We start from the raw sequence: 17,940 nt of genomic DNA, 5'->3' as shown, positions 1-17,940 counted from the left end.
CTTTCGTTATGCCAATGCCATGAGAATCAGAAGTTCGGCTTGCGCTTCTCGACGAAGGCGCTCATGCCCTCCTTCTGCTCGCTGCCAGCAAAACCCAGTGCGAACAGGCTGGTCTCCAGTGCCAGGGCGCTATCGAGGTCCTGGTCCATACCATCGTGCACCGCTTGCTTGGCACTGCGCACGGCCAGGGGACCGTTGCCGGCCAGCTGCTTGGCCAGCTCCTCGGCGTAGGCGTCGAGTTCGGCCTGAGGCATTACGCGGTTGACCAGGCCAATACGCAGCGCTTCCTGGGCATCGATCTTGCGCCCGGTGGTGACCAGGTCCAGTGCCATGGCAGGTCCTACTCGACGCGGCAGGCGCTGGGTACCACCGAAACCGGGAATGACGCCAAGCAGCACCTCGGGCTGGCCGAAGATGGCGTTGTCGCTGGCTACGGCCCAGTCGCAGGCCAGCGCCAGTTCGCAGCCGCCGCCAAGACAAAACCCATTCACCAGGGCGACCACCGGCACCGGGAGTGTTTCCAGCCGCTTGATGGTACGCAGGGCCTGGCTGGCGAAGGCGCGCGCCTCCTCCGGCGTCTTCTCGCGCATCTCGGTGATATCGGCACCGGCGACGAAGGATTTCTCGCCCGCGCCGGTGATCAGCACCGCGCGCAGGTCGCTGCGCTGTTCGAGTTCGCTGAGCACCGCTTCCAGTTCGGTGAGCACGGCACTGTTGAGGGCGTTCAACGCCTTGGGGCGGTTGATGGTCAGGCGCACGACCCCGGCACTATCCACTACGTCGATCAGCTTCTCGCTCATGTGGGCTCCTTGCTTGTTGTCAGGACGATACCGACCAACCCTAGCGAACGCTTGGTTGGTCGGCAATCCTTTCTTGGTCGATCGCAGTAGTGAATCGTCGCTTACTGGTAGATGTGGAAGCCGCGACCTGTCTTCCTGCCCAGGTAGCCAGCCGCCACCATGCGCCTGAGCAGCGGGCAGGGGCGATACTTCGGATCGCCGAAGCCCTCCTGCAGCACCTCCATGATCGCCAGGCACACATCCAGGCCAATCAGATCGGCGAGAGCCAGCGGTCCCATGGGGTGGGCGGCACCGAGCTGCATTGACTGGTCGATGTCCTCGGCGCTGGCGGCGCCCTCCTGCAACAGGAAGGCAGCCTCGTTGATCATCGGTACCAGCAAGCGATTGACGGCAAAGCCGGGCGAGTCGGCAATCGCCACCGAGGTCTTGCCGAGCTCCTTGGCCAGCGTTTCGATGCGCGCCACGGTGGCATCACTGGTCTGCTCGGCGCGAATCACCTCGACCAGCTTGAGCACCGGCACCGGGTTGAAGAAGTGCATGCCCACCACCCGCTCGGGACGCTCGCACACCGCGGCGAGCCGGGTCAGCGACAGCGACGAGGTGTTCGACGCCAGGATGGCGTCATGGCTCAGGCGGCTCAGGTCGCGGAACAGCTTCTCTTTCAATGCCGGCTGCTCGGGGGCAGCCTCGATGATCACCTCGCAGCCGCGCAGCGCCTCCAGCGAAGTGGTCAGCTCCAGCCGCGCCATGGCCTCGCCCTTCTCTGCTTCGCCAAGCTTCTCCTTGGCGACCAGCTTGCCCAACCCCTTGTCGATGGCGCTGCGCGCGCGGCCGAGCTGTTCGTCGGCTACGTCGTAAAGCTGTACGGAGAAACCGTTGGCGACCAGCACCTGGGCGATACCCTGCCCCATGGTGCCGGCACCGACCACACCGATTGCTTGTTGGCTCATCGTGTCTCTCCCGTTCAATGCTTGCGCGCTTTTTCGCGCAGGACGAATTTCTGGATCTTGCCGGTGGAGGTCTTGGGCAGCTCGGTAAAGATCACTGTCTTCGGCACCTTGAAGCGCGCCAGGTGACTGCGGCAGTGCTCGATGATATCGGCCTCAGTGACCTCGCCGAAACCCACCTTGAGCTTGACGAAGGCACACGGCGTCTCGCCCCACTTCTCGTCGGGCTTGGCCACCACCGCGGCCTCCTCCACCGCTGGGTGCGAGTAGATGGCACTCTCCACCTCGATGGTGGAGATGTTCTCACCGCCAGAGATGATGATGTCCTTGGAGCGATCCTTGATCTCGATGTAGCCATCCGCGTGCCACACGGCGAGGTCGCCGGTGTGGTACCAGCCGCCTTCCAACGCCTGCACGGTGGCGGCCTCGTTCTTGAGATAGCCTTTCATCACGTTGTTGCCGCGCATCAGGATCTCGCCGATGGTCTCGCCGTCCTTGGGTACCGGTTCCAGGGTGTTGGGGTCGGCCACGCAGAGGGCTTCCAGCATGTGGTAGCGCACGCCCTGGCGTGCCTTGATCTTGGCCCGCTGCTCCAACGAGAGCTCGTCCCAGGCCTCGCGCCAAGCGCATACGGTCACCGGCCCATAGACCTCGGTGAGGCCGTAGACGTGAGTGACATCGATACCCAGCGTCTCGACCCCGGCGATCACCGAAGCGGGCGGCGCGGCACCCGCAGTAGTGACCTTCACCGGATGGTTGAACTCGCGCTTCTGCTCCGCAGGAAGGTTGACTAGGCCGTTGAGCACGATGGGCGCGCCGCTGAAGTGAGTCACCTTCTCGTCGACTATCAGGTCCATGATCTTCTTCGGGTCGACCCGGCGCAGGCAGACGCTGGTGCCGGCATTCGCGGCAATGGTCCAGGGGAAGCACCAGCCGTTGCAGTGGAACATCGGTAGCGTCCAGAGATAGACCGGATGGTGAGGCATGGCCCACTCGAGGATATTGCTCACTGCGTTGAGGTAGGCACCGCGGTGATGGTAGACCACGCCCTTGGGTTTGCCGGTAGTACCGGAGGTGTAGTTGAGCGAGATCGCTTCCCACTCGTCCTCGGGCAGGCGGTAGGCGTAGCCCGGGTCGCCCTCAGCCAGCAGCGCTTCGTATTCCAGCTCGCCGATATGGCGCGCCTCGCCCTCGAACAGGGCATCGTCCACGTCAATCACCAACGGCTTGATGGCCAGGTGTGATACAGCGGCTTCGATCACATCGGCAAATTCCGGGTCGACCAGGATCGCCTGAGCCTCGCCGTGCTCGAGCATGTAGGCGATGGCCTCGGCGTCGAGGCGTATGTTCAGTGTATTGAGTACGCAGCCGGCAAGCGGCACACCGAAGTGCGCCTCGAACATGGCCGGCACGTTGGGCAGCATGACGGCCACCGTCTCGCCGGGCTTGATGCCGCGCTTCTCCAGCGCCGAGGCGAGCCGCCGGCAGCGCGTCCAGGTCTCGCTCCAACTGCGGCGAATGTCGCCATGAACCACCGCCGGGTAGTCGGGGTAGATGGAAGCGCTGCGCTCGATGAAGGTCAGCGGCGATAGCGTCACATGGTTGGCCGGCGTCTTGGGTAGGCCCTGTTCGAAGATGCTGTCGTTCATGGTGGGCTCCGAGTGAAATGTCGTTATTATGAGATGCAAATCCAGCATGCAGCGGCCGGTGAGTCGGCCGGCCGCTGCCAACCTGTCAGATAGCCGAGACGTCGAAGTCGGCCAGGCTGGCCATGCCGGCTTCGATCACGCTGCGGTTGGCGCGGCCGACGGGCAGCCACTGGCGCAGGGCATAGTCGGCGGCGGCCAGCTTGGCCTGGTAGAACGGTTCAACCTTCCCGTCGGCCAGGGCGGCGCTGGCCTTGAGCGCCGCTCGCCCCATCTGCCAGGCGCACAGCACATGGCCGGCCAGGCTGAGGAACGGCGTGGCGTAGGCCTGGATGGCGTCGGCTCCCCGCTCGGGGTCGCGGCCCTGCTCCAACACGATGGCCATGGCGGCCTTGAGATCGGCGGCACCGGCAGCCAGGCTTTCGCCCAGCGCGGTTAGCTCGCTGTGGCCTCGCAGTTCACTGGCCGTGGCCTCAACCTCATCGATCAGCCCAACCAGCGCCGCCCCAGCGTCGCGGGAGAGCTTGCGCCCAGCCAGGTCGAGGGCCTGGATGCCGTTGGTACCTTCGTAGATCGGCGCGATACGTGCGTCACGCAGCAGTTGAGCGGCGCCGGTCTCCTCGATGAAGCCCATGCCACCGTGGACCTGCACGCCCAGGGACGCGATGTCCACCGCCTGGTCGGTGGAGAATGCCTTGACCACGGGAATCAGCACCTCGACCCGGGCCTGGGCGGCTTCGCGCTCGGCGCCATCGGCAGCATGGCGTGCCATGTCGAGCTGGGCCGCACAGTAGAGCGCCAAGGCGCGCAGGGCATCGGTACGGGCACGCATCGAGAGCAGCATGCGACGCACGTCGAGATGCTCGCTGATGGTGGCTTCATTGCCCCGTGCCTTACCCTGTACGCGGTCGAGGGCGTAGGCGTAGGCGTGCTGACAGGCACGCTCGGCCACGCCGATGCCCTGCACGCCGACCTTGTGCCGCGCCTCGTTCATCATGGTGAACATGTGATTGAGGCCACGGCCCTCCTCGCCCACAAGGTAACCGATGGCGCCGCCGTTTTCGCCAAAACTCAGGGTGCAGGTGGGCGAGCCGTGGATGCCCAGCTTGTGCTCGATGGAGGCGCAGGTGACGTCGTTGCGCTCGCCCAGCGAGCCATCCTCGTTGACCAGAAACTTCGGCACCAGGAACAGCGAAATCCCCTTGTTGCCCTCGGGGGCATCGGGCTTGCGCGCCAGCACCAGGTGGATGATGTTCTCGCTGGCGTCGTGCTCGCCCCAGGTGATGAAGATCTTCTGACCAAACAGGCGGTAATGATCATCCTCGGGCACGGCCCGGGTACGCACCTTGGAGAGATCGGAGCCGGCCTGGGGCTCGGTGAGGTTCATGGTGCCGGTCCAACTGCCCTCGACCAGCTTGGGCAGGTAGATTTCCTTGAGCGCGTCGCTGCCGTGGTGGGCCAGCGCTTCGATGGCCCCGGCGGTCAGCATCGGGCACAGGCCCAGCGCCATGTTGGCCCCGTGCAGCATCTCCTGCACGCTGCTCGCCACCACCTCGGGCAGCCCCTGGCCACCCAGCGCCTGGGACACGCCGATGCCGTTCCAGCCGCCTTCCACATAGGCCTGGTAGGCCTCGGCGAAGCCATCCGGAAGGCTCACGCCGCCGTCTTCGCGACGCACGCAGCCCTGGCGGTCGCCGCTGGCATTGAGCGGTGCCCACACCTCACCCGCCAGCTTGGCGGCCTCCTCCAGTACCGCCTCGACCAGGTCGGGGCTGGTTTCCTCGAAGCCGGGCAGATCGAGTGAACGGTGCTCGAGCAGTTCTTCGAGCACGAAGCGAAAGTCACGGACGGGGGCGGTGAAGGGAAACATGGCACTACCTCAGGAAAATGATAACATCGATAGTAGATTCACTATTTTTCGTTAACCATTATCCCTAGGTCGCACCTGCCTGACCATCCCTCGTCGCTTCTTACGCATAACGCAAAGCGCCCGATGCGAGAACATCGGGCGCTTTGCCGGAGCCTTCAGCTAATAGATAGCCTTCAGCTAATGAAAGTTATCAGCGGCGGATATCGTCGACCGACGGTTCTTCCTCACGCTCACGCTCATTTTCCAACGGCCAGTCGTCTTCGCCCTGATAGAAGGCGATGTGTGGCTCATCCGGCGGCGGCGGGCCGACCACGGGCTCGGCCACTTCCACTTCGGGCACCACATTGGAGAGATCCTCCATGTGCTCGTGCTCGATGGCACCCTGCACCAGCTCCTCGGTAACGGTGAGCTCGGCGCCCGCCGACGACATCGGCGTCGAAGGCGCAAAGGGAGCCACCGGCACGGGCGCCGGACGCACGCTGCGTCGCCAGGTGAAGAAGCCCACCAGGAACAAGCCCAGGGCACCGAAGGCCCAGAACAGCCCGGCATCCCCCACCCAGCCCATCACGGGCGAAATCAGCGGCGGACTCACCGTCGAGCCAATGGCGTTGATCAGCAGCAGGCCCTGACTCATGCGCACCAGCGCGCCGGCCGGCGCGCGGTCGGCGGCATGGCTCACCGCCACCGGATAGAGCGCAAAGACCCCACCGCCCAGCAGGAACAACAGCGCCGCCAGCACCCAGGTGGTCAGCGGCAGCAGCAGCATGGCGGCCGAGATCAAGGCACAGAAGGCACCAATCATGATCAGCACGATCTGGCGGTCGTGGCGGTCGGACCAGCGCCCCAAGGGGTACTGCAACAACATGGCACCGAGCACGACCACCGCCATCATCTGCCCCACCTGCCCCACCGAGAGACCGATGCGCTGCAGGTAGAGCGGCAGCAGGGTATAGACGGCGGCCACCGCCAGACCTGAGCCGAAGCTACCCATCACCCCCGTGGGCGTCATGGTGATCAGACGCATGGGCGACAACGGTTCGGCATGCTCGATCAACGGCGAGACCCGCGGGATCATGGCCATGGGCAGCACCGACAGCGATGCCAGCAGGCCGATGACCATGAAAGGCGCGGTCTCACCCATGGCATCTGTCACACCCAGCAACAGCTGGCCGATCACCCCGGCGGCATACAGCGAGATCATGTAGAGCGCCAGCAGCCGTCCGCGTACCTTCTGGTCCCCGGAGGTGAGCAGCCAGCTCTCGATGACCAGATAGACTCCCACGGTGGCCCAACCGCCGATCAAGCGCAGGCCGAACCAGGCCCACGGATCGAAGAACAGCGCCTGCAGCAACACCGTGACCGCCACCAGCGAGGCAAAGCTGCCATAGGCGCGAATGTGACCGATGCGCAGCAATAGCCGATCGTTGAACATCGCGCCCAGCGCCAGGCCGATGAAGTAGGCCGAGGAGACCCAGCCGATCACCACCGGCGACTCACCGGCCGCATCCAGACGCAGGGTGATCAGGGTGGCCAGGAAGCCGTTGCCGATACCTAGAATGAAGAGTCCCAGCAGCGGTGCCAGGGCCATGGCCAGCAGTTGGCGAGACATGAACGCGCCTCTCGACAGCAGTTTGAATAAAGAGAACAAGATGGCAGAAAACGCCGTGGAACGCTGCCTCGGAGGCCCCGGCACGATACCGAAATATGGTAAACGCTCATGCGGGGCGCGCGAATCATACGCCCCGTGACGATAGAGTCAAACGCTTATTCCCGCTACCCGCTACAAGTTGGAACAAAGCACCATCGATGCTGAGAAAAAAAGTAAAACACACTGACACATTTCATCGTTACCCGCCTCAGCGCTTCTGCAGCAGGGCCACGTCCGCAGCGGGAAACTGGATGCACATGCCGAGATGTCCGGCCAGCCACTCGAAGGTCGCCTCACTGAAGAAGCACACGTGGGTGGGATCGAGAGTGTAGTGCCAGCTCGCGAAGGCCTCCTCACTGGTCATTCGCTTGGTCATCAGGCCCAGCCAACCGCCATTGGGCAGCAGCGCCGCGAGGCGCTCGAGCTCCTGCCCTGGCGCAAACAGGTGCTCCACCACCTCCGTGGCGGTAATGAAGTCATAACGACGCTCGAACACAGCGGAATTCGGCGCGTAGTAGGGATCGTAGATGGTCATGGGGTGCCCCGCCTCCTCAAACATGACCGACAGCGTCGGCCCCGGGCCGGCACCGAAATCGAGCCCCTGCGAACCCGGCACCAACCGTTCCCGCAGCGGGTCGAACAGTCGTGACAGGAAACGGCGATAGCCTGGGTCGTCGGGACGGTTCTGGTGCTGGTCGTAGACCGCCTTCTCCTGCTCGGGCGCAAGGCGCTGTTCTGGAGGGACAAACGCCAACCGGCAGTTCTCGCAGCGGTAGTAGTCACGTCGCGCGTCGCGATGAAAATGTCGCGAATGCGAGGATGCGCATAGCGGGCAGGTCGTCATCGTCGTATCCTTTTGGGCCTGGCGAACCAGAGCTTACTGAAAACACATCATAACGAGGAGGCCGGCAATGCTGTCAGGTCTGGACCATCTGGTCATCACCGTGACCGACATTTCCCGCGCCGTGGACTTCTACTCTCGTGTGCTCGGGCTCGAGGTGCGCTATCGCGATCGCGAGCGGGTCGACCTGATACTTGGCGACATCGCCCTGCGCCTGCACTGGACAGCCACCGACATCGAACCGCGCGCCGCCACTCCCACGCCCGGCAGCCTCGACCTGTGCCTGCGCAGCCTGCTGCCGCTGGACGAGGTCGAGCGGCACCTGGAAGCACTCGATGTGGAAGTGGAACTCGGCCCGGTTACCCGCCAGGGTGCCAACGGCCTCATCGAGTCGCTCTACCTGCGAGACCCCGACGGCAACCTGCTGGAAATCAGCCGGCCGCTCAAGGAAGCACTCGAATAGCGGCCTCCCTGGCAATGTCGCCCACGGCCGGTATCATTGACGCAAACCATGAGCCACTGGATGCATCATGAACGATAGCCCCGACAGCCATAACGTCATCAAACCGGGCGGCGCGCCCGACATCACCCTGCCCATCGTCGTCTATGCCTTGTTCCTGGCGGGCATCGTCACCGGCGGACTCACCGCACTGATCGGCGTAGTGATCGCCTACGTCTACCGCGGCCAGGGTCCTCACTGGCTCGATGAGCACTACCGCTACCTGATCCGCACCTTCTGGCTCGCCATGCTCTACTTCGGTGTTTCCATGCTGCTGACGCTGGTGCTGATCGGCTTTGTGACCACGCTAATGGCCGTAGTCTGGCTGGTCATTCGCTGCGTCAAGGGCATCAAGAACCTGCAGGAGCACCGCGCTCCCGACAACGTGGACGCCTGGCTGATCTGAGCCCATGAGCGAGACGCAGTCATCCACCGCCACCCTGCAGGGCCGCGCCATCGCCACGCTGTGGCGCACCCTGGCCGGCCGTCGCCCCGCCATGCTCTGGCGGCTGGCGCGCATCGCCGGCCCCTTGGTGCATCGCCTCAGCCGACGCGAGCGTGAGGTAACCGAGATCAACCTCAGCGAGGTCTATCCCGAGCAGGGTTCGAGCGAGCGTCGCCGGCTCGCCCGTCAAAGCCTGACCCACTCCACTGCCACCATGCTCGAGTTGGGCTTTGCCTGGATGGCCGAGCCGCAGCGGGTCGAAGATTCGATTCTCGAGATCCACGGGCGTGAGCTGCTCGACGAAGCCCGTGCCGAAGGACGCGGCGTGATCGTGCTGGCCCCGCACTTCGGCAACTGGGAAGTCCTCAACTTCTGGCTCTCCAGCCACTTCCCCTTCACCGCCATGTACGAGCCTCCCAAGATCGCCGAACTCGATGCAGTGATTCGCCAAGGCCGCGAGCGCATGGGGGCGAGCCTGGTGCCAACCAATCCGCGCGGTGTCGCCGCCCTGCTCAAGGCGCTCAAGCGCAGCGAAGCAGTGGGCATCCTGCCCGACCAGGAGCCCGACTGGGGCAGCGGCGTATTCGCACCCTTCTACCATCGCCTGGCCTACACCGCGACACTGCTGCCCAAGCTGGTGGCCCGTACCGATGCCCGGGTCGTCACCGGCGTGGCTCGGCGCCTTCCCGGCCGCGGCTTCGCCATCCATTTCCTGGCCGCTGACGAGCGCGTCTACTCGCCGGACGAAGGACAATCGGCTACCGGCGTCAACGCCTGCGTGGAGGACGCCATCGCCCTGGACCCGGCCCAGTACCAGTGGGAATACAAGCGCTACCGCAAGGTGATCGAGGAACAGCAGGGCGTGCCCAATCATCAGGAGTTTCGCCTCTACTGAGCGGGACTGCCGCCGCTCGTATCGGGAAGATGACATGCATCAAGGACGAGAACGCCATCCATGACCCGTCCCGCACCGCTCAAGGTACTGGCATGGCTCTCGCTGTCCCTGGTGCTGCTCTACGCGCTCTACCTCGTCACCGCCAATCTTCTACTCAATAGCCATTGGGGACGCAGCCAGCTCGACCGTACGCCGCGATTCACGCTGGAGTGGGAGCGCGCCTGGACGCTCTTACCCGGCCATTTGCAGCTCACCCAACCGCGCCTTGCCGGCACCGCCGCCGAACGCCGCTACACGCTGGTGGCAGAGCGCGCCACGCTGAGCTTCGCCCTCGTGCCGCTACTCGACCGCGAAGCAAGGATTCGCGACCTGAAGGCAGAGGGCATCAGGCAGGTCAGCCTCGATGAGTACCGCCTGCAAGGTGGCGGCATCCTGCACCTGGCTGGCTTTCACTGGCAGGCCGGCGAGTTGGGTATCGAAAACGTGTCGCTGCAGCTGGAAGGCGGTGTCGTACAGCACGGCGATACCTCGCTTGTGGAAGGCGTGGCGCTGGATGCCGACCTCAGCCTCGCGCCGCTGACACTGGCCGAACACCCCGGCGCGGAGGCGACACGCTTCGTTTCCGGTACCCTTGCCCTAGCCGGGCGCAGCGACGCCTACGACGTCTTCAACCCCTTTCTTGGCGCGCTGAACTGGCTCGAGATCGGCGGTCGCGGCGACCTGGCAGGCGAGATCATCCTCGAGGGCGGCGAGGTTCAGCCGGGCAGTCGCCTGCGCCTGGGCTCCCCCCGCCTGAGCGTACGGCTCGACGAGCGCCACTGGCTGGAGGATGGTGCGCTCTACCATATCCGCGGCGCCGGCGTGGTGGAGGCCAAGGTCCAGGCGCATACTCATCTCGCCCTTGATCTCGATGACATCGAGATGGTCGAGATCATGCCCGAAACCCCTGACTCAGCGCCGCGCCCCCTGCTTCGCGGCGAGGGTTTTCGGCTCGCGCTGGCTGCTCCCGCATTGCGCCTGAACATGCCGCCGGATGAACTGCAGCGGGCCGAGCTGCACTGGGAGAACGCCGAAGCGGTCGATATCGCCGCCTTCCAGCGCTACCTTCCGCCTCCTTTGCCGCTGACGCTGGAGGGCGGCTCGGTACGGCTGCAGGGCGGACTTGTCTACAACGCCGAGCGCCTCTCCGGCGGTTTCGATCTTGACGGCGAAAACATTGCGCTGCGCCTCGGCGAGCAGCCGCTAATCGGGCGGCTCGGCCTGCATCTGCCCATTGCCGAACTCGACGTGATGCGCGGCACGATGGACATTTCCGGCACTCGCTTCGACCTCGAGGCTGCCGCCCCGAACGAGGTACGGCCGCTCACCACCTCGCTGGAACTCCCCACGGCCAGATTCCACTCGCCGTTGGCCTGGCACGAACTGGGCGACGACGCTCTGCTCGATCGCGAAACGCCATGGCAAGCGGAGCTGGAACTATCCGGCCACGTCGCCAATCTCGGCGTGCTCGCCCCCTTTCTCACCGGCCTGTTCGATGGACGCGGCCTCGCCTTGGAGGGTGGCGGCCGGCTCGATGGCGCGCTGCACATCCTCAACGGCCAACCACTCGAGAACAGCCACTTGAAGGTGAGCTCGGAAGCGCTGGGGGCACGCTTTCTCGATTTCCACGCCCGCGGCGACGGTCGCGTGCACCTTGAATTGCACCCCGGCGAACCTCACCCCGAGGTTAGCGTCGAGCTCATCTTCGGCGAGGTGGACCTGACTCGCCTCACGGATGGCCGCCGACTATTCCAGGCCGAGCACTTCTCACTCACTGCTGCCACTCAGGCAGGGCCGCTCACCACGCGTCCCGACACGGCCCGAGTAGAGTGGCACGGCGCACGCCTTCCCGACGTAACCGTACTCAACGCCTACCTGCCGCAGTCAGCGCCGCTGCGGCTCCACGGCGGCCAAGCCAGCAGTCACGGCTACCTTGCGCTCGAAGAAGAGCGTGGGCGGGGCAGAATCACCCTCACGGGCGATACCATCGACGGGCGCCTGCTGGATGAAGCGTTTCACGGCGAGCTGGACCTGACCCTGGAGCTGCGCGACCTTGATCCCGCCCGCCAGCGCCTCGACCTTTCCGGCAGCCGATTGGAAGTGACCGCCTCGGCGAACGATGGCGAATCGATGCGTACCCTGCTGGTTGCCCATCAGGCACGTCTTCAGGGTGGCTTCGACTGGCCCGGCAGCGAGACACCACGCAGGCCGCTATCGGGCACGCTACGCCTGGATGGCCTGCTAGACCGACTCGGCTTTCTCAATGCCTTTCTTCCCGAGGAGCACGGCCTGGCGATACAGGGCGGAGGGCGGCTGAGCGCCGATTTTAACTTCGCCGGCGGCGAAGCCACGTCCGGCAGCCAGCTTCGTGTGCACTCTGACAGTCTCGCCACACGTTTCCTGCACTACGAAGCCTTTGGCGATGGATCGCTCAACGTAGAGATAACCGATCCCGGCGCGGAGCTGTATCTCTCCTTGCCCCGCTTCGGCCTGCGCCGCCAGGCGGAAGATGGAGCACTGATCGAGGGCCAACTGCTGGAAATACGCAGCCGGGCCCACCACTTCGATCTGCCCGAAGGGCTGCGCGAGCTGAGCACACGCATCGACATGCCCCACGTGGCGGTACCGAACCTCGCCGCCTTGAACGGCTACTTGCCAGAGGGCGGTGGTATCTCGCTGCTCTCCGGCCAGGCGCGGATGGCCACTCACCTGCAGTTGGAGGGTATGCGCGCCAGTGGCCAGTTGGAGCTGCATGCACCGGATGCCCGCCTCGCCTTCCATGCACAAACCCTCGAAGGCACCCTGCGCCTGGAAGCCCTGCTCACCGATGGCGACCTGGAAACCCTCGACTTCGACGTCTCCGGCTCGCAGCTCAACCTGACCGGCGTGCGCCTGGAGAATGAAAGCGGCAGCCTCAGCCACGGCTGGTGGGCACGGCTCGCGCTGCCAGAGGGGCGCATGCGCTGGGAGACACCGCTCGAACTCGACGCCCGGCTGGAGCTGGCCATGCGCGACAGCGGTCTGCTGGTCAACCTGCTCGTCGACGCCGCCCGTGAGCGTCGCTGGTTACGCGACCGCCTTACCCTGGGCGAAGTGCACGGCGAGGCGCGGGTAATGCTGAATGACGACACCGTGCGACTGGAGAATCTCACCGTCCAGGCTGGCGATCGCCTGGAGCTGCTGGCCAATCTCGCCCTGCGCGACTCACACCTGGCGGGGCGCGCCTTCGCCCGCTATGGGCCGCTGCGCCTGGGGATCGAGATGGATGGTGATCGCCGCCGCTGGCAGCTGCGCAACGCCCGGGAGTGGTACGCAAGTGGCCAACCGGCAAGCGAGTTGACCCTGCCCGAAAGCCTGGCCTGGTTCGAGCAGTTGGACGTACAGGAGGAATGAGCCATCACCAGGCGCAAGTGTGTCTGGGACACGAGGTATGACTGGAAAGAGAGCGCTGACCTGCTAGACTGGCCCAGACGCTTGACGGGGTGCCGGTGGAACCGGCTGAGATCGCCATACGACATTGCTTACTTGCGAGCAGTCGTCACGGCGGGGCCCGTAGAACCTGATCCGGCTCGTACCGGCGTAGGGATCAAGCGGTGGCCCCATTACGGCAAGCATCCGCCGCCTGCCCCCAGCCACCTCTTCCTTCCTCCCGCCCACGCTCCGGATCCGATTCGATACCGGAGGCAAGATGGGCTATCGCTTCACCGACCTGACCCGCGCCTGCCACGACGAGTGGCGCGCCTACATCGAGCACGACTTCGTGCGAGGCCTGGGCACGGGCACTCTCGCCGAGGGGGCCTTTCGCCACTACCTGCAGCAGGACTACCTGTTTCTGATCCACTTCGCCCGCGCCTATGCGCTGGCCGCCTACAAGAGCCGCAGCCTGGCCGACCTGCGCCAGGCCCATGAAGGCCTCAAGGCGATCGTTGACGTGGAGCTCGGCCTGCACGTGGACTACTGCCGCGAATGGGGCATCGGCGAGGAGCAGTTGGCCGCACTGCCCGAGGCCCGGGCCACCATGGCCTACACCCGCTACGTGCTGGATACCGGCAACCGCGGTGACCTGCTCGACCTGCACATAGCGCTGGCCCCCTGTCTGGTGGGCTACGGCGAAATCGCCAACTGGCTCAATGCCCAGGACTCCACGGTACGCGGCGACGCCAACCCCTATGACGCCTGGATCGCCATGTACGAAGGCGAGGAGTTCCAGACCGCCATGCACGCCGAGCTCGAATGGCTCGACGCGCGCTTGGCCGATGTCACCCCGACACGCTTCAAAGAGCTCGCGGAGATATTCCGCGACGCCACCCGACTCGAGATCGATTTCTGGCAGATGGGGCTCGACCGCAGCCTCTGATCGCCCCGCAACGACAACAAACGCAAATCAAGGACCCTGCCCATGAGCAAGACCGCCCACTTCCTCGCCGAAACCGCCAAGGTCGACGAGGCCGCCATCAAGCCACTGCCCGGTTCACGCAAGGTCTACGTCGAGGGCTCCCGCCCCGACATCCGCGTGCCCTTCCGCGAGATATCACTCTCGCCGACCCGGACCTCCGGTGCCGACGAGGAGAACCCGCCGCTGCTGGTCTACGACACCTCCGGCCCCTACACCGACCCGCTGGCCGGGATCGACCTGCGCCGCGGCCTGCCCGAGCTGCGTCGTACCTGGATCGAGGAGCGCGACGACACCGAGTTACTCGACGGCCCCACCAGCGAGTACGGCAAGCGGCGCGCCAGCGATCCCATGCTCGCCCAATTGCGCTTCGACCTGACGCGTACGCCCCGCCGCGCACGCCCCAAAAAAGATGGCCAGGCAGGCAACGTCACCCAACTGCACTATGCGCGCCAGGGCATCATTACTCCTGAAATGGAATTCATCGCCATTCGCGAGAACCAGCGCCGCCAGGCGCTCGGGACAGAAGAGGTCGAACGCATCCTGGGTCACCAGCACCCGGGGCAGGGCTTCGGTGCCCACCTCCCAGAGGAGATCACGCCGGAGTTCGTACGTGCCGAGGTGGCCGCCGGCCGGGCGATCATTCCCTGCAACATCAACCACCCGGAGTCGGAGCCGATGATCATCGGCCGCAACTTCCTGGTGAAGATCAACGGCAACCTTGGCAACTCGGCGGTGACCTCCTCCATCGAGGAGGAAGTCGACAAGATGACCTGGGGCATCCGTTGGGGGGCGGATACCATCATGGATCTCTCCACCGGCCAGAACATCCATGAGACCCGCGAGTGGATCATCCGCAACTCGCCGGTACCGATCGGTACGGTGCCGATCTACCAGGCGTTGGAGAAGGTCAACGGCGTGGCCGAAAACCTGACCTGGGAGGTCTTCCGCGACACCCTGATCGAGCAGGCCGAGCAGGGCGTGGACTACTTCACCATCCACGCCGGCGTGCTGCTGCGCTACGTGCCGCTGACCGCCAAGCGAGTTACTGGCATCGTCTCCCGCGGCGGCTCGATCATGGCCAAGTGGTGCCTGTTCCATCACCAGGAGAGTTTCCTCTACACCCACTTCGAGGAGATCTGCGAGATCTGCAAACAGTACGATGTTGCCTTCTCGCTGGGTGACGGCCTGCGCCCGGGATCGGTGGCCGATGCCAACGACGAAGCGCAGATGGCCGAGCTCAAGACCCTGGGCGAATTGACCAGGATCGCCTGGAAGCACGACGTGCAGGTGATGATCGAAGGCCCCGGCCACGTGCCCATGCACCTGGTCAAGGAAAATATGGACAAGCAGCTCGAGTACTGTGACGAGGCGCCCTTCTACACCCTCGGTCCACTGGTCACCGATATTGCTCCTGGCTATGACCACATCACCTCCGGCATCGGTGCGGCAATGATCGGCTGGTTCGGCTGCGCCATGCTCTGCTACGTGACCCCCAAGGAGCACCTCGGGTTGCCCAACAAGGACGACGTCAAGACCGGCATCATCACCTACAAGATCGCCGCCCACGCCGCCGACTTGGCCAAGGGTCACCCGGCCGCCCAGCGCCGCGACAACGCGCTCTCCAAGGCGCGCTTCGAGTTCCGCTGGGAGGATCAGTTCAACCTCGGCCTCGACCCGGACACCGCGCGCGAATACCACGACGAGACCCTGCCTAAGGACTCGGCCAAGGTGGCCCACTTCTGCTCGATGTGCGGGCCCAAGTTCTGTTCGATGAAGATCAGCCAGGAAGTGCGCGACTACGCCGCCCAACACGGGCTGAACGGCGACCAGGAAGCCGTGATGAAGGGCATGGAGGAGCAGGCGGAGAAGTTCCGCGAGCAAGGGGCGGAACTCTACAAGGAAGTCTGAGCCTAGACGCTGCAACGACACGCCGGCCCAAGGTCGGCGTGTTTTTTTTGTCGCCGTGGGCGACACCAAGGAACGCTCGGATGTAGCCTGTAGGGAACGGCAAGGACCAAGTGCGGAGGGAGCAAGCCCATGCCACACCTGCACGTCGCGCTGGTAACCGAGCGCCCCGAGCTAAGCCTGATACCGATTTTGCAGCTGCGCCCCCAGCGGATCGTGCTGATACCATGCCAATCGTCGCCCCAGGCGGCCGAGCGGCTGGCAATCCTGCTAAGACATGAGCTGCCTTCCGACACCGTGGTCGAGACGCACGCTCGACTTCCCACCGACGAGCCCTACCGCTGCGCCAAGTATGCCGACGAGTTGGCCGAAGTCCTCTATCGCCAGCAGTTCGATACCCCCTCCCTTGCGGTTACCCTGGACGCAGGCGGCTGCAGCACGCTTACCGCCCTGCTGTTCCAGCAGGCCATGGGGCGCTGCTCCGCCGATTGGTTGCATGTGGACATACAGGCCGGGGCGCTCTACCGCCTGGCCTGCGATGGCCCGGACTCCGCTCCCGAGGTCATGGCCATCGAACCGGTGCTGGACGTGGACCGCATCCTGCAGGCTTATGGCCGCAAGCGAGTCCGAGCCCTCTCCGACAGCGACGAATGGCGTCTGGAATGTGCACAGCGCAAGTTTCTTACCCGCCTGCTTGCCCATCATGCCGACCACCTGGCCGTCCTGCTCGGTGAACTGCACGACATGGTGCACGGCGAGGGAGGAGTGCTGGACGACCCCGACCCCCACGCACCACCCCGGCTTCGCCCGGGGGCCGAGCACCAGCAATTGCACGCCACACCTCGGTTTCCTGCCACCGATGCATTGACCGCCCTGAACGAGGCCGGGTTGCTCGCTTGGAACAGTGTCTCCCCCCGGGACATCACCATCAGCTCTTTGCAAGGCGCCCTCTATCTGGGCGGTGGCTGGCTGACGGAGTACATCTGGATCAGCGCTCAGGAGGCCGGGCTATCGCGGGTATGCAGCGAGGCTCACATCCTTGACCTCAGCGGCCAGCACAACGGTGAACCCGTGGTATCGGACTGCCTGGCGGTGGAGGGCAACCAACTACTGTTCATCGAATGTCTGATCGCGCGACCGGGGACCAAGACCTGCCTCGAGCAGGGGCTCAAGCGGCTGCACGGCATGCTCAACCATTCCGCGGGGCTCGCCGCCACCCGGGTGCTCCTGGCCTGTGGTGAATTCGACAAGTCCCGTCAGCGCCTTACCGAGCTGCAGCGGCTGCAAGGCTTACAGGTCCAAGTCATCGAGAACGGAGATCTCAAGCACCTCCCCACCCTGCTGGCGAGTTGGAAGGAGCATGGTACTTGGCCGGGAGGCTGAGTGGCTGGCAACGAAATCGCCCCCATGGCGACTGCCATGGGGGCGGTGAGGCTAGTGCGGTCGGTTCGCCTCAGAAGCGATAGCGAACCCCGACGCTTGCCGCATCGAAGGTATAGTCCGACTTGTCCAGGTAACGCATGTAGTCGGCGCCGATCGCCAAGTTGGGCGCCACGTCGAATTCGGCGCCCCCACCGTAGGAGAAGCCGCTTTCACGGTCAATGTCGAAATCTACTTCGGTGAAGCCCGCCAGGCCGTAGAGGCGGAACTCCTGCGAAACCGGCAGGATCCCCTTGGCATAGGCACCGACGAGGTAATCCAGATCGACCGGACCATCGGAGCCCCCAGTGCCCAGATGGGCTTCGGCGGCGAAATAGTCATTGAACTTCATTCCACCGTTGAGACGCAGGCCCACGGAATCGGCCGAAGGGCCACGGTCGGGATCGAGTTCCCAGAACATGGCGTCTGCGCCAGCATAACCTTGAGGGTACATTGGCGTCTGATACTGCTGGGCCTGGGCCGAGGCAGCGAAAGCGGTGGCCATCAGCGCAGCAGTAGAAACGGCTAGCAGTTTCATATCGCACCTCCATTAAGAAACAGTGTTTCCATTCGTCGACTCAAGTCTGGTA

Annotated in this window: 14 protein-coding genes and 1 riboswitch; of the genes, 7 read left to right on the top strand and 7 right to left on the bottom strand. The window is 64.6% G+C overall.

Features of this window, described 5'->3' with window-relative positions; all coding sequences use genetic code 11:
* Nucleotides 1-26: 26 nt before the first annotated feature.
* The 6 genes from SPH52_RS17390 to SPH52_RS17365 all read right to left on the bottom strand — a co-directional run bounded on the left by SPH52_RS17390 (nucleotide 27) and on the right by SPH52_RS17365 (nucleotide 7,755).
* Nucleotides 27-800: an enoyl-CoA hydratase-related protein gene (locus tag SPH52_RS17390; protein WP_411796316.1), complete on the bottom strand. Its 774-nt coding sequence runs from the start codon at nucleotides 798-800 to the stop codon at nucleotides 27-29.
* 101 nt (nucleotides 801-901) lie between these two features.
* Nucleotides 902-1,750 carry a 3-hydroxybutyryl-CoA dehydrogenase gene (locus SPH52_RS17385; RefSeq protein WP_411796315.1) on the bottom strand — a complete coding sequence of 283 codons (849 nt, stop codon included), beginning with the start codon at nucleotides 1,748-1,750 and terminating at the stop codon, nucleotides 902-904.
* A gap of 14 nt (nucleotides 1,751-1,764) precedes the next feature.
* Entirely contained in the window at nucleotides 1,765-3,396 is a 1,632-nt protein-coding gene (locus tag SPH52_RS17380; protein WP_411796314.1) for an acyl-CoA synthetase, read from the bottom strand.
* 85 nt (nucleotides 3,397-3,481) lie between these two features.
* A complete protein-coding gene (locus tag SPH52_RS17375) occupies nucleotides 3,482-5,263 on the bottom strand; it encodes an acyl-CoA dehydrogenase (protein WP_411796313.1) in 1,782 nt (593 codons plus the stop codon).
* A gap of 190 nt (nucleotides 5,264-5,453) precedes the next feature.
* On the bottom strand, nucleotides 5,454-6,872 hold the full coding sequence (locus SPH52_RS17370) for an MFS transporter (protein WP_411796312.1): 1,419 nt from the start codon (nucleotides 6,870-6,872) through the stop codon (nucleotides 5,454-5,456).
* A gap of 247 nt (nucleotides 6,873-7,119) precedes the next feature.
* Nucleotides 7,120-7,755, bottom strand: coding sequence for a class I SAM-dependent methyltransferase (locus SPH52_RS17365; RefSeq protein ID WP_411796311.1), 636 nt, complete (start codon nucleotides 7,753-7,755; stop codon nucleotides 7,120-7,122).
* Nucleotides 7,756-7,822: 67 nt separating this feature from the next.
* Here SPH52_RS17365 and SPH52_RS17360 point away from each other — a divergent pair, with 67 nt between their 5' ends.
* The 7 genes from SPH52_RS17360 to SPH52_RS17330 all read left to right on the top strand — a co-directional run bounded on the left by SPH52_RS17360 (nucleotide 7,823) and on the right by SPH52_RS17330 (nucleotide 17,314).
* Nucleotides 7,823-8,215, top strand: coding sequence for a VOC family protein (locus tag SPH52_RS17360; RefSeq protein ID WP_411796310.1), 393 nt, complete (start codon nucleotides 7,823-7,825; stop codon nucleotides 8,213-8,215).
* Between the two features lie 67 nt (nucleotides 8,216-8,282).
* The gene (locus SPH52_RS17355) at nucleotides 8,283-8,657 is read left to right on the top strand and encodes a DUF4870 family protein (protein WP_411796309.1); all 375 of its coding nucleotides are present in this window, start codon (nucleotides 8,283-8,285) and stop codon (nucleotides 8,655-8,657) included.
* A gap of 4 nt (nucleotides 8,658-8,661) precedes the next feature.
* Entirely contained in the window at nucleotides 8,662-9,591 is a 930-nt protein-coding gene (locus SPH52_RS17350) for a lysophospholipid acyltransferase family protein (RefSeq protein WP_411796308.1), read from the top strand.
* Between the two features lie 60 nt (nucleotides 9,592-9,651).
* Nucleotides 9,652-13,023, top strand: coding sequence for a hypothetical protein (locus SPH52_RS17345; protein WP_411796307.1), 3,372 nt, complete (start codon nucleotides 9,652-9,654; stop codon nucleotides 13,021-13,023).
* A 75-nt stretch (nucleotides 13,024-13,098) separates the two neighbouring features.
* Nucleotides 13,099-13,233, top strand: a riboswitch (TPP riboswitch).
* A gap of 85 nt (nucleotides 13,234-13,318) precedes the next feature.
* Nucleotides 13,319-13,987, top strand: a complete 669-nt coding sequence (tenA, locus tag SPH52_RS17340) for a thiaminase II (RefSeq protein ID WP_411796306.1) — start codon at nucleotides 13,319-13,321, stop codon at nucleotides 13,985-13,987.
* A gap of 42 nt (nucleotides 13,988-14,029) precedes the next feature.
* A complete protein-coding gene (gene thiC / locus SPH52_RS17335; protein WP_411796305.1) occupies nucleotides 14,030-15,934 on the top strand; it encodes a phosphomethylpyrimidine synthase ThiC in 1,905 nt (634 codons plus the stop codon).
* A gap of 129 nt (nucleotides 15,935-16,063) precedes the next feature.
* Nucleotides 16,064-17,314, top strand: a complete 1,251-nt coding sequence (locus tag SPH52_RS17330; RefSeq protein WP_411796304.1) for a hypothetical protein — start codon at nucleotides 16,064-16,066, stop codon at nucleotides 17,312-17,314.
* Between the two features lie 70 nt (nucleotides 17,315-17,384).
* Here the strand turns inward: SPH52_RS17330 and SPH52_RS17325 are convergent, their stop codons facing one another.
* Entirely contained in the window at nucleotides 17,385-17,888 is a 504-nt protein-coding gene (locus SPH52_RS17325) for a porin family protein (RefSeq protein WP_411796303.1), read from the bottom strand.
* Nucleotides 17,889-17,940 lie beyond the last annotated feature (52 nt).

The organism is Halomonas sp. A29 (genome assembly GCF_046723295.1).
GTDB lineage: Bacteria > Pseudomonadota > Gammaproteobacteria > Pseudomonadales > Halomonadaceae > Halomonas.
This window is presented reverse-complemented; position numbering and strand designations above follow the sequence as displayed.

What these genes read in the sequence shown, in the direction of transcription:
- SPH52_RS17390 (WP_411796316.1), bottom strand. Translation starts at nt 800, where the DNA reads ATGAGCGAGAAGCTGATCGACGTAGTGGATAGTGCCGGGGTCGTGCGC.
- SPH52_RS17345 (WP_411796307.1), top strand. Translation starts at nt 9,652, where the DNA reads ATGACCCGTCCCGCACCGCTCAAGGTACTGGCATGGCTCTCGCTGTCC.
- SPH52_RS17385 (WP_411796315.1), bottom strand. Translation starts at nt 1,750, where the DNA reads ATGAGCCAACAAGCAATCGGTGTGGTCGGTGCCGGCACCATGGGGCAG.
- SPH52_RS17365 (WP_411796311.1), bottom strand. Translation starts at nt 7,755, where the DNA reads ATGACGACCTGCCCGCTATGCGCATCCTCGCATTCGCGACATTTTCAT.
- SPH52_RS17355 (WP_411796309.1), top strand. Translation starts at nt 8,283, where the DNA reads ATGAACGATAGCCCCGACAGCCATAACGTCATCAAACCGGGCGGCGCG.
- SPH52_RS17330 (WP_411796304.1), top strand. Translation starts at nt 16,064, where the DNA reads ATGCCACACCTGCACGTCGCGCTGGTAACCGAGCGCCCCGAGCTAAGC.
- SPH52_RS17325 (WP_411796303.1), bottom strand. Translation starts at nt 17,888, where the DNA reads ATGAAACTGCTAGCCGTTTCTACTGCTGCGCTGATGGCCACCGCTTTC.
- tenA (WP_411796306.1), top strand. Translation starts at nt 13,319, where the DNA reads ATGGGCTATCGCTTCACCGACCTGACCCGCGCCTGCCACGACGAGTGG.
- SPH52_RS17375 (WP_411796313.1), bottom strand. Translation starts at nt 5,263, where the DNA reads ATGTTTCCCTTCACCGCCCCCGTCCGTGACTTTCGCTTCGTGCTCGAA.
- thiC (WP_411796305.1), top strand. Translation starts at nt 14,030, where the DNA reads ATGAGCAAGACCGCCCACTTCCTCGCCGAAACCGCCAAGGTCGACGAG.
- SPH52_RS17360 (WP_411796310.1), top strand. Translation starts at nt 7,823, where the DNA reads ATGCTGTCAGGTCTGGACCATCTGGTCATCACCGTGACCGACATTTCC.
- SPH52_RS17380 (WP_411796314.1), bottom strand. Translation starts at nt 3,396, where the DNA reads ATGAACGACAGCATCTTCGAACAGGGCCTACCCAAGACGCCGGCCAAC.
- SPH52_RS17370 (WP_411796312.1), bottom strand. Translation starts at nt 6,872, where the DNA reads ATGTCTCGCCAACTGCTGGCCATGGCCCTGGCACCGCTGCTGGGACTC.
- SPH52_RS17350 (WP_411796308.1), top strand. Translation starts at nt 8,662, where the DNA reads ATGAGCGAGACGCAGTCATCCACCGCCACCCTGCAGGGCCGCGCCATC.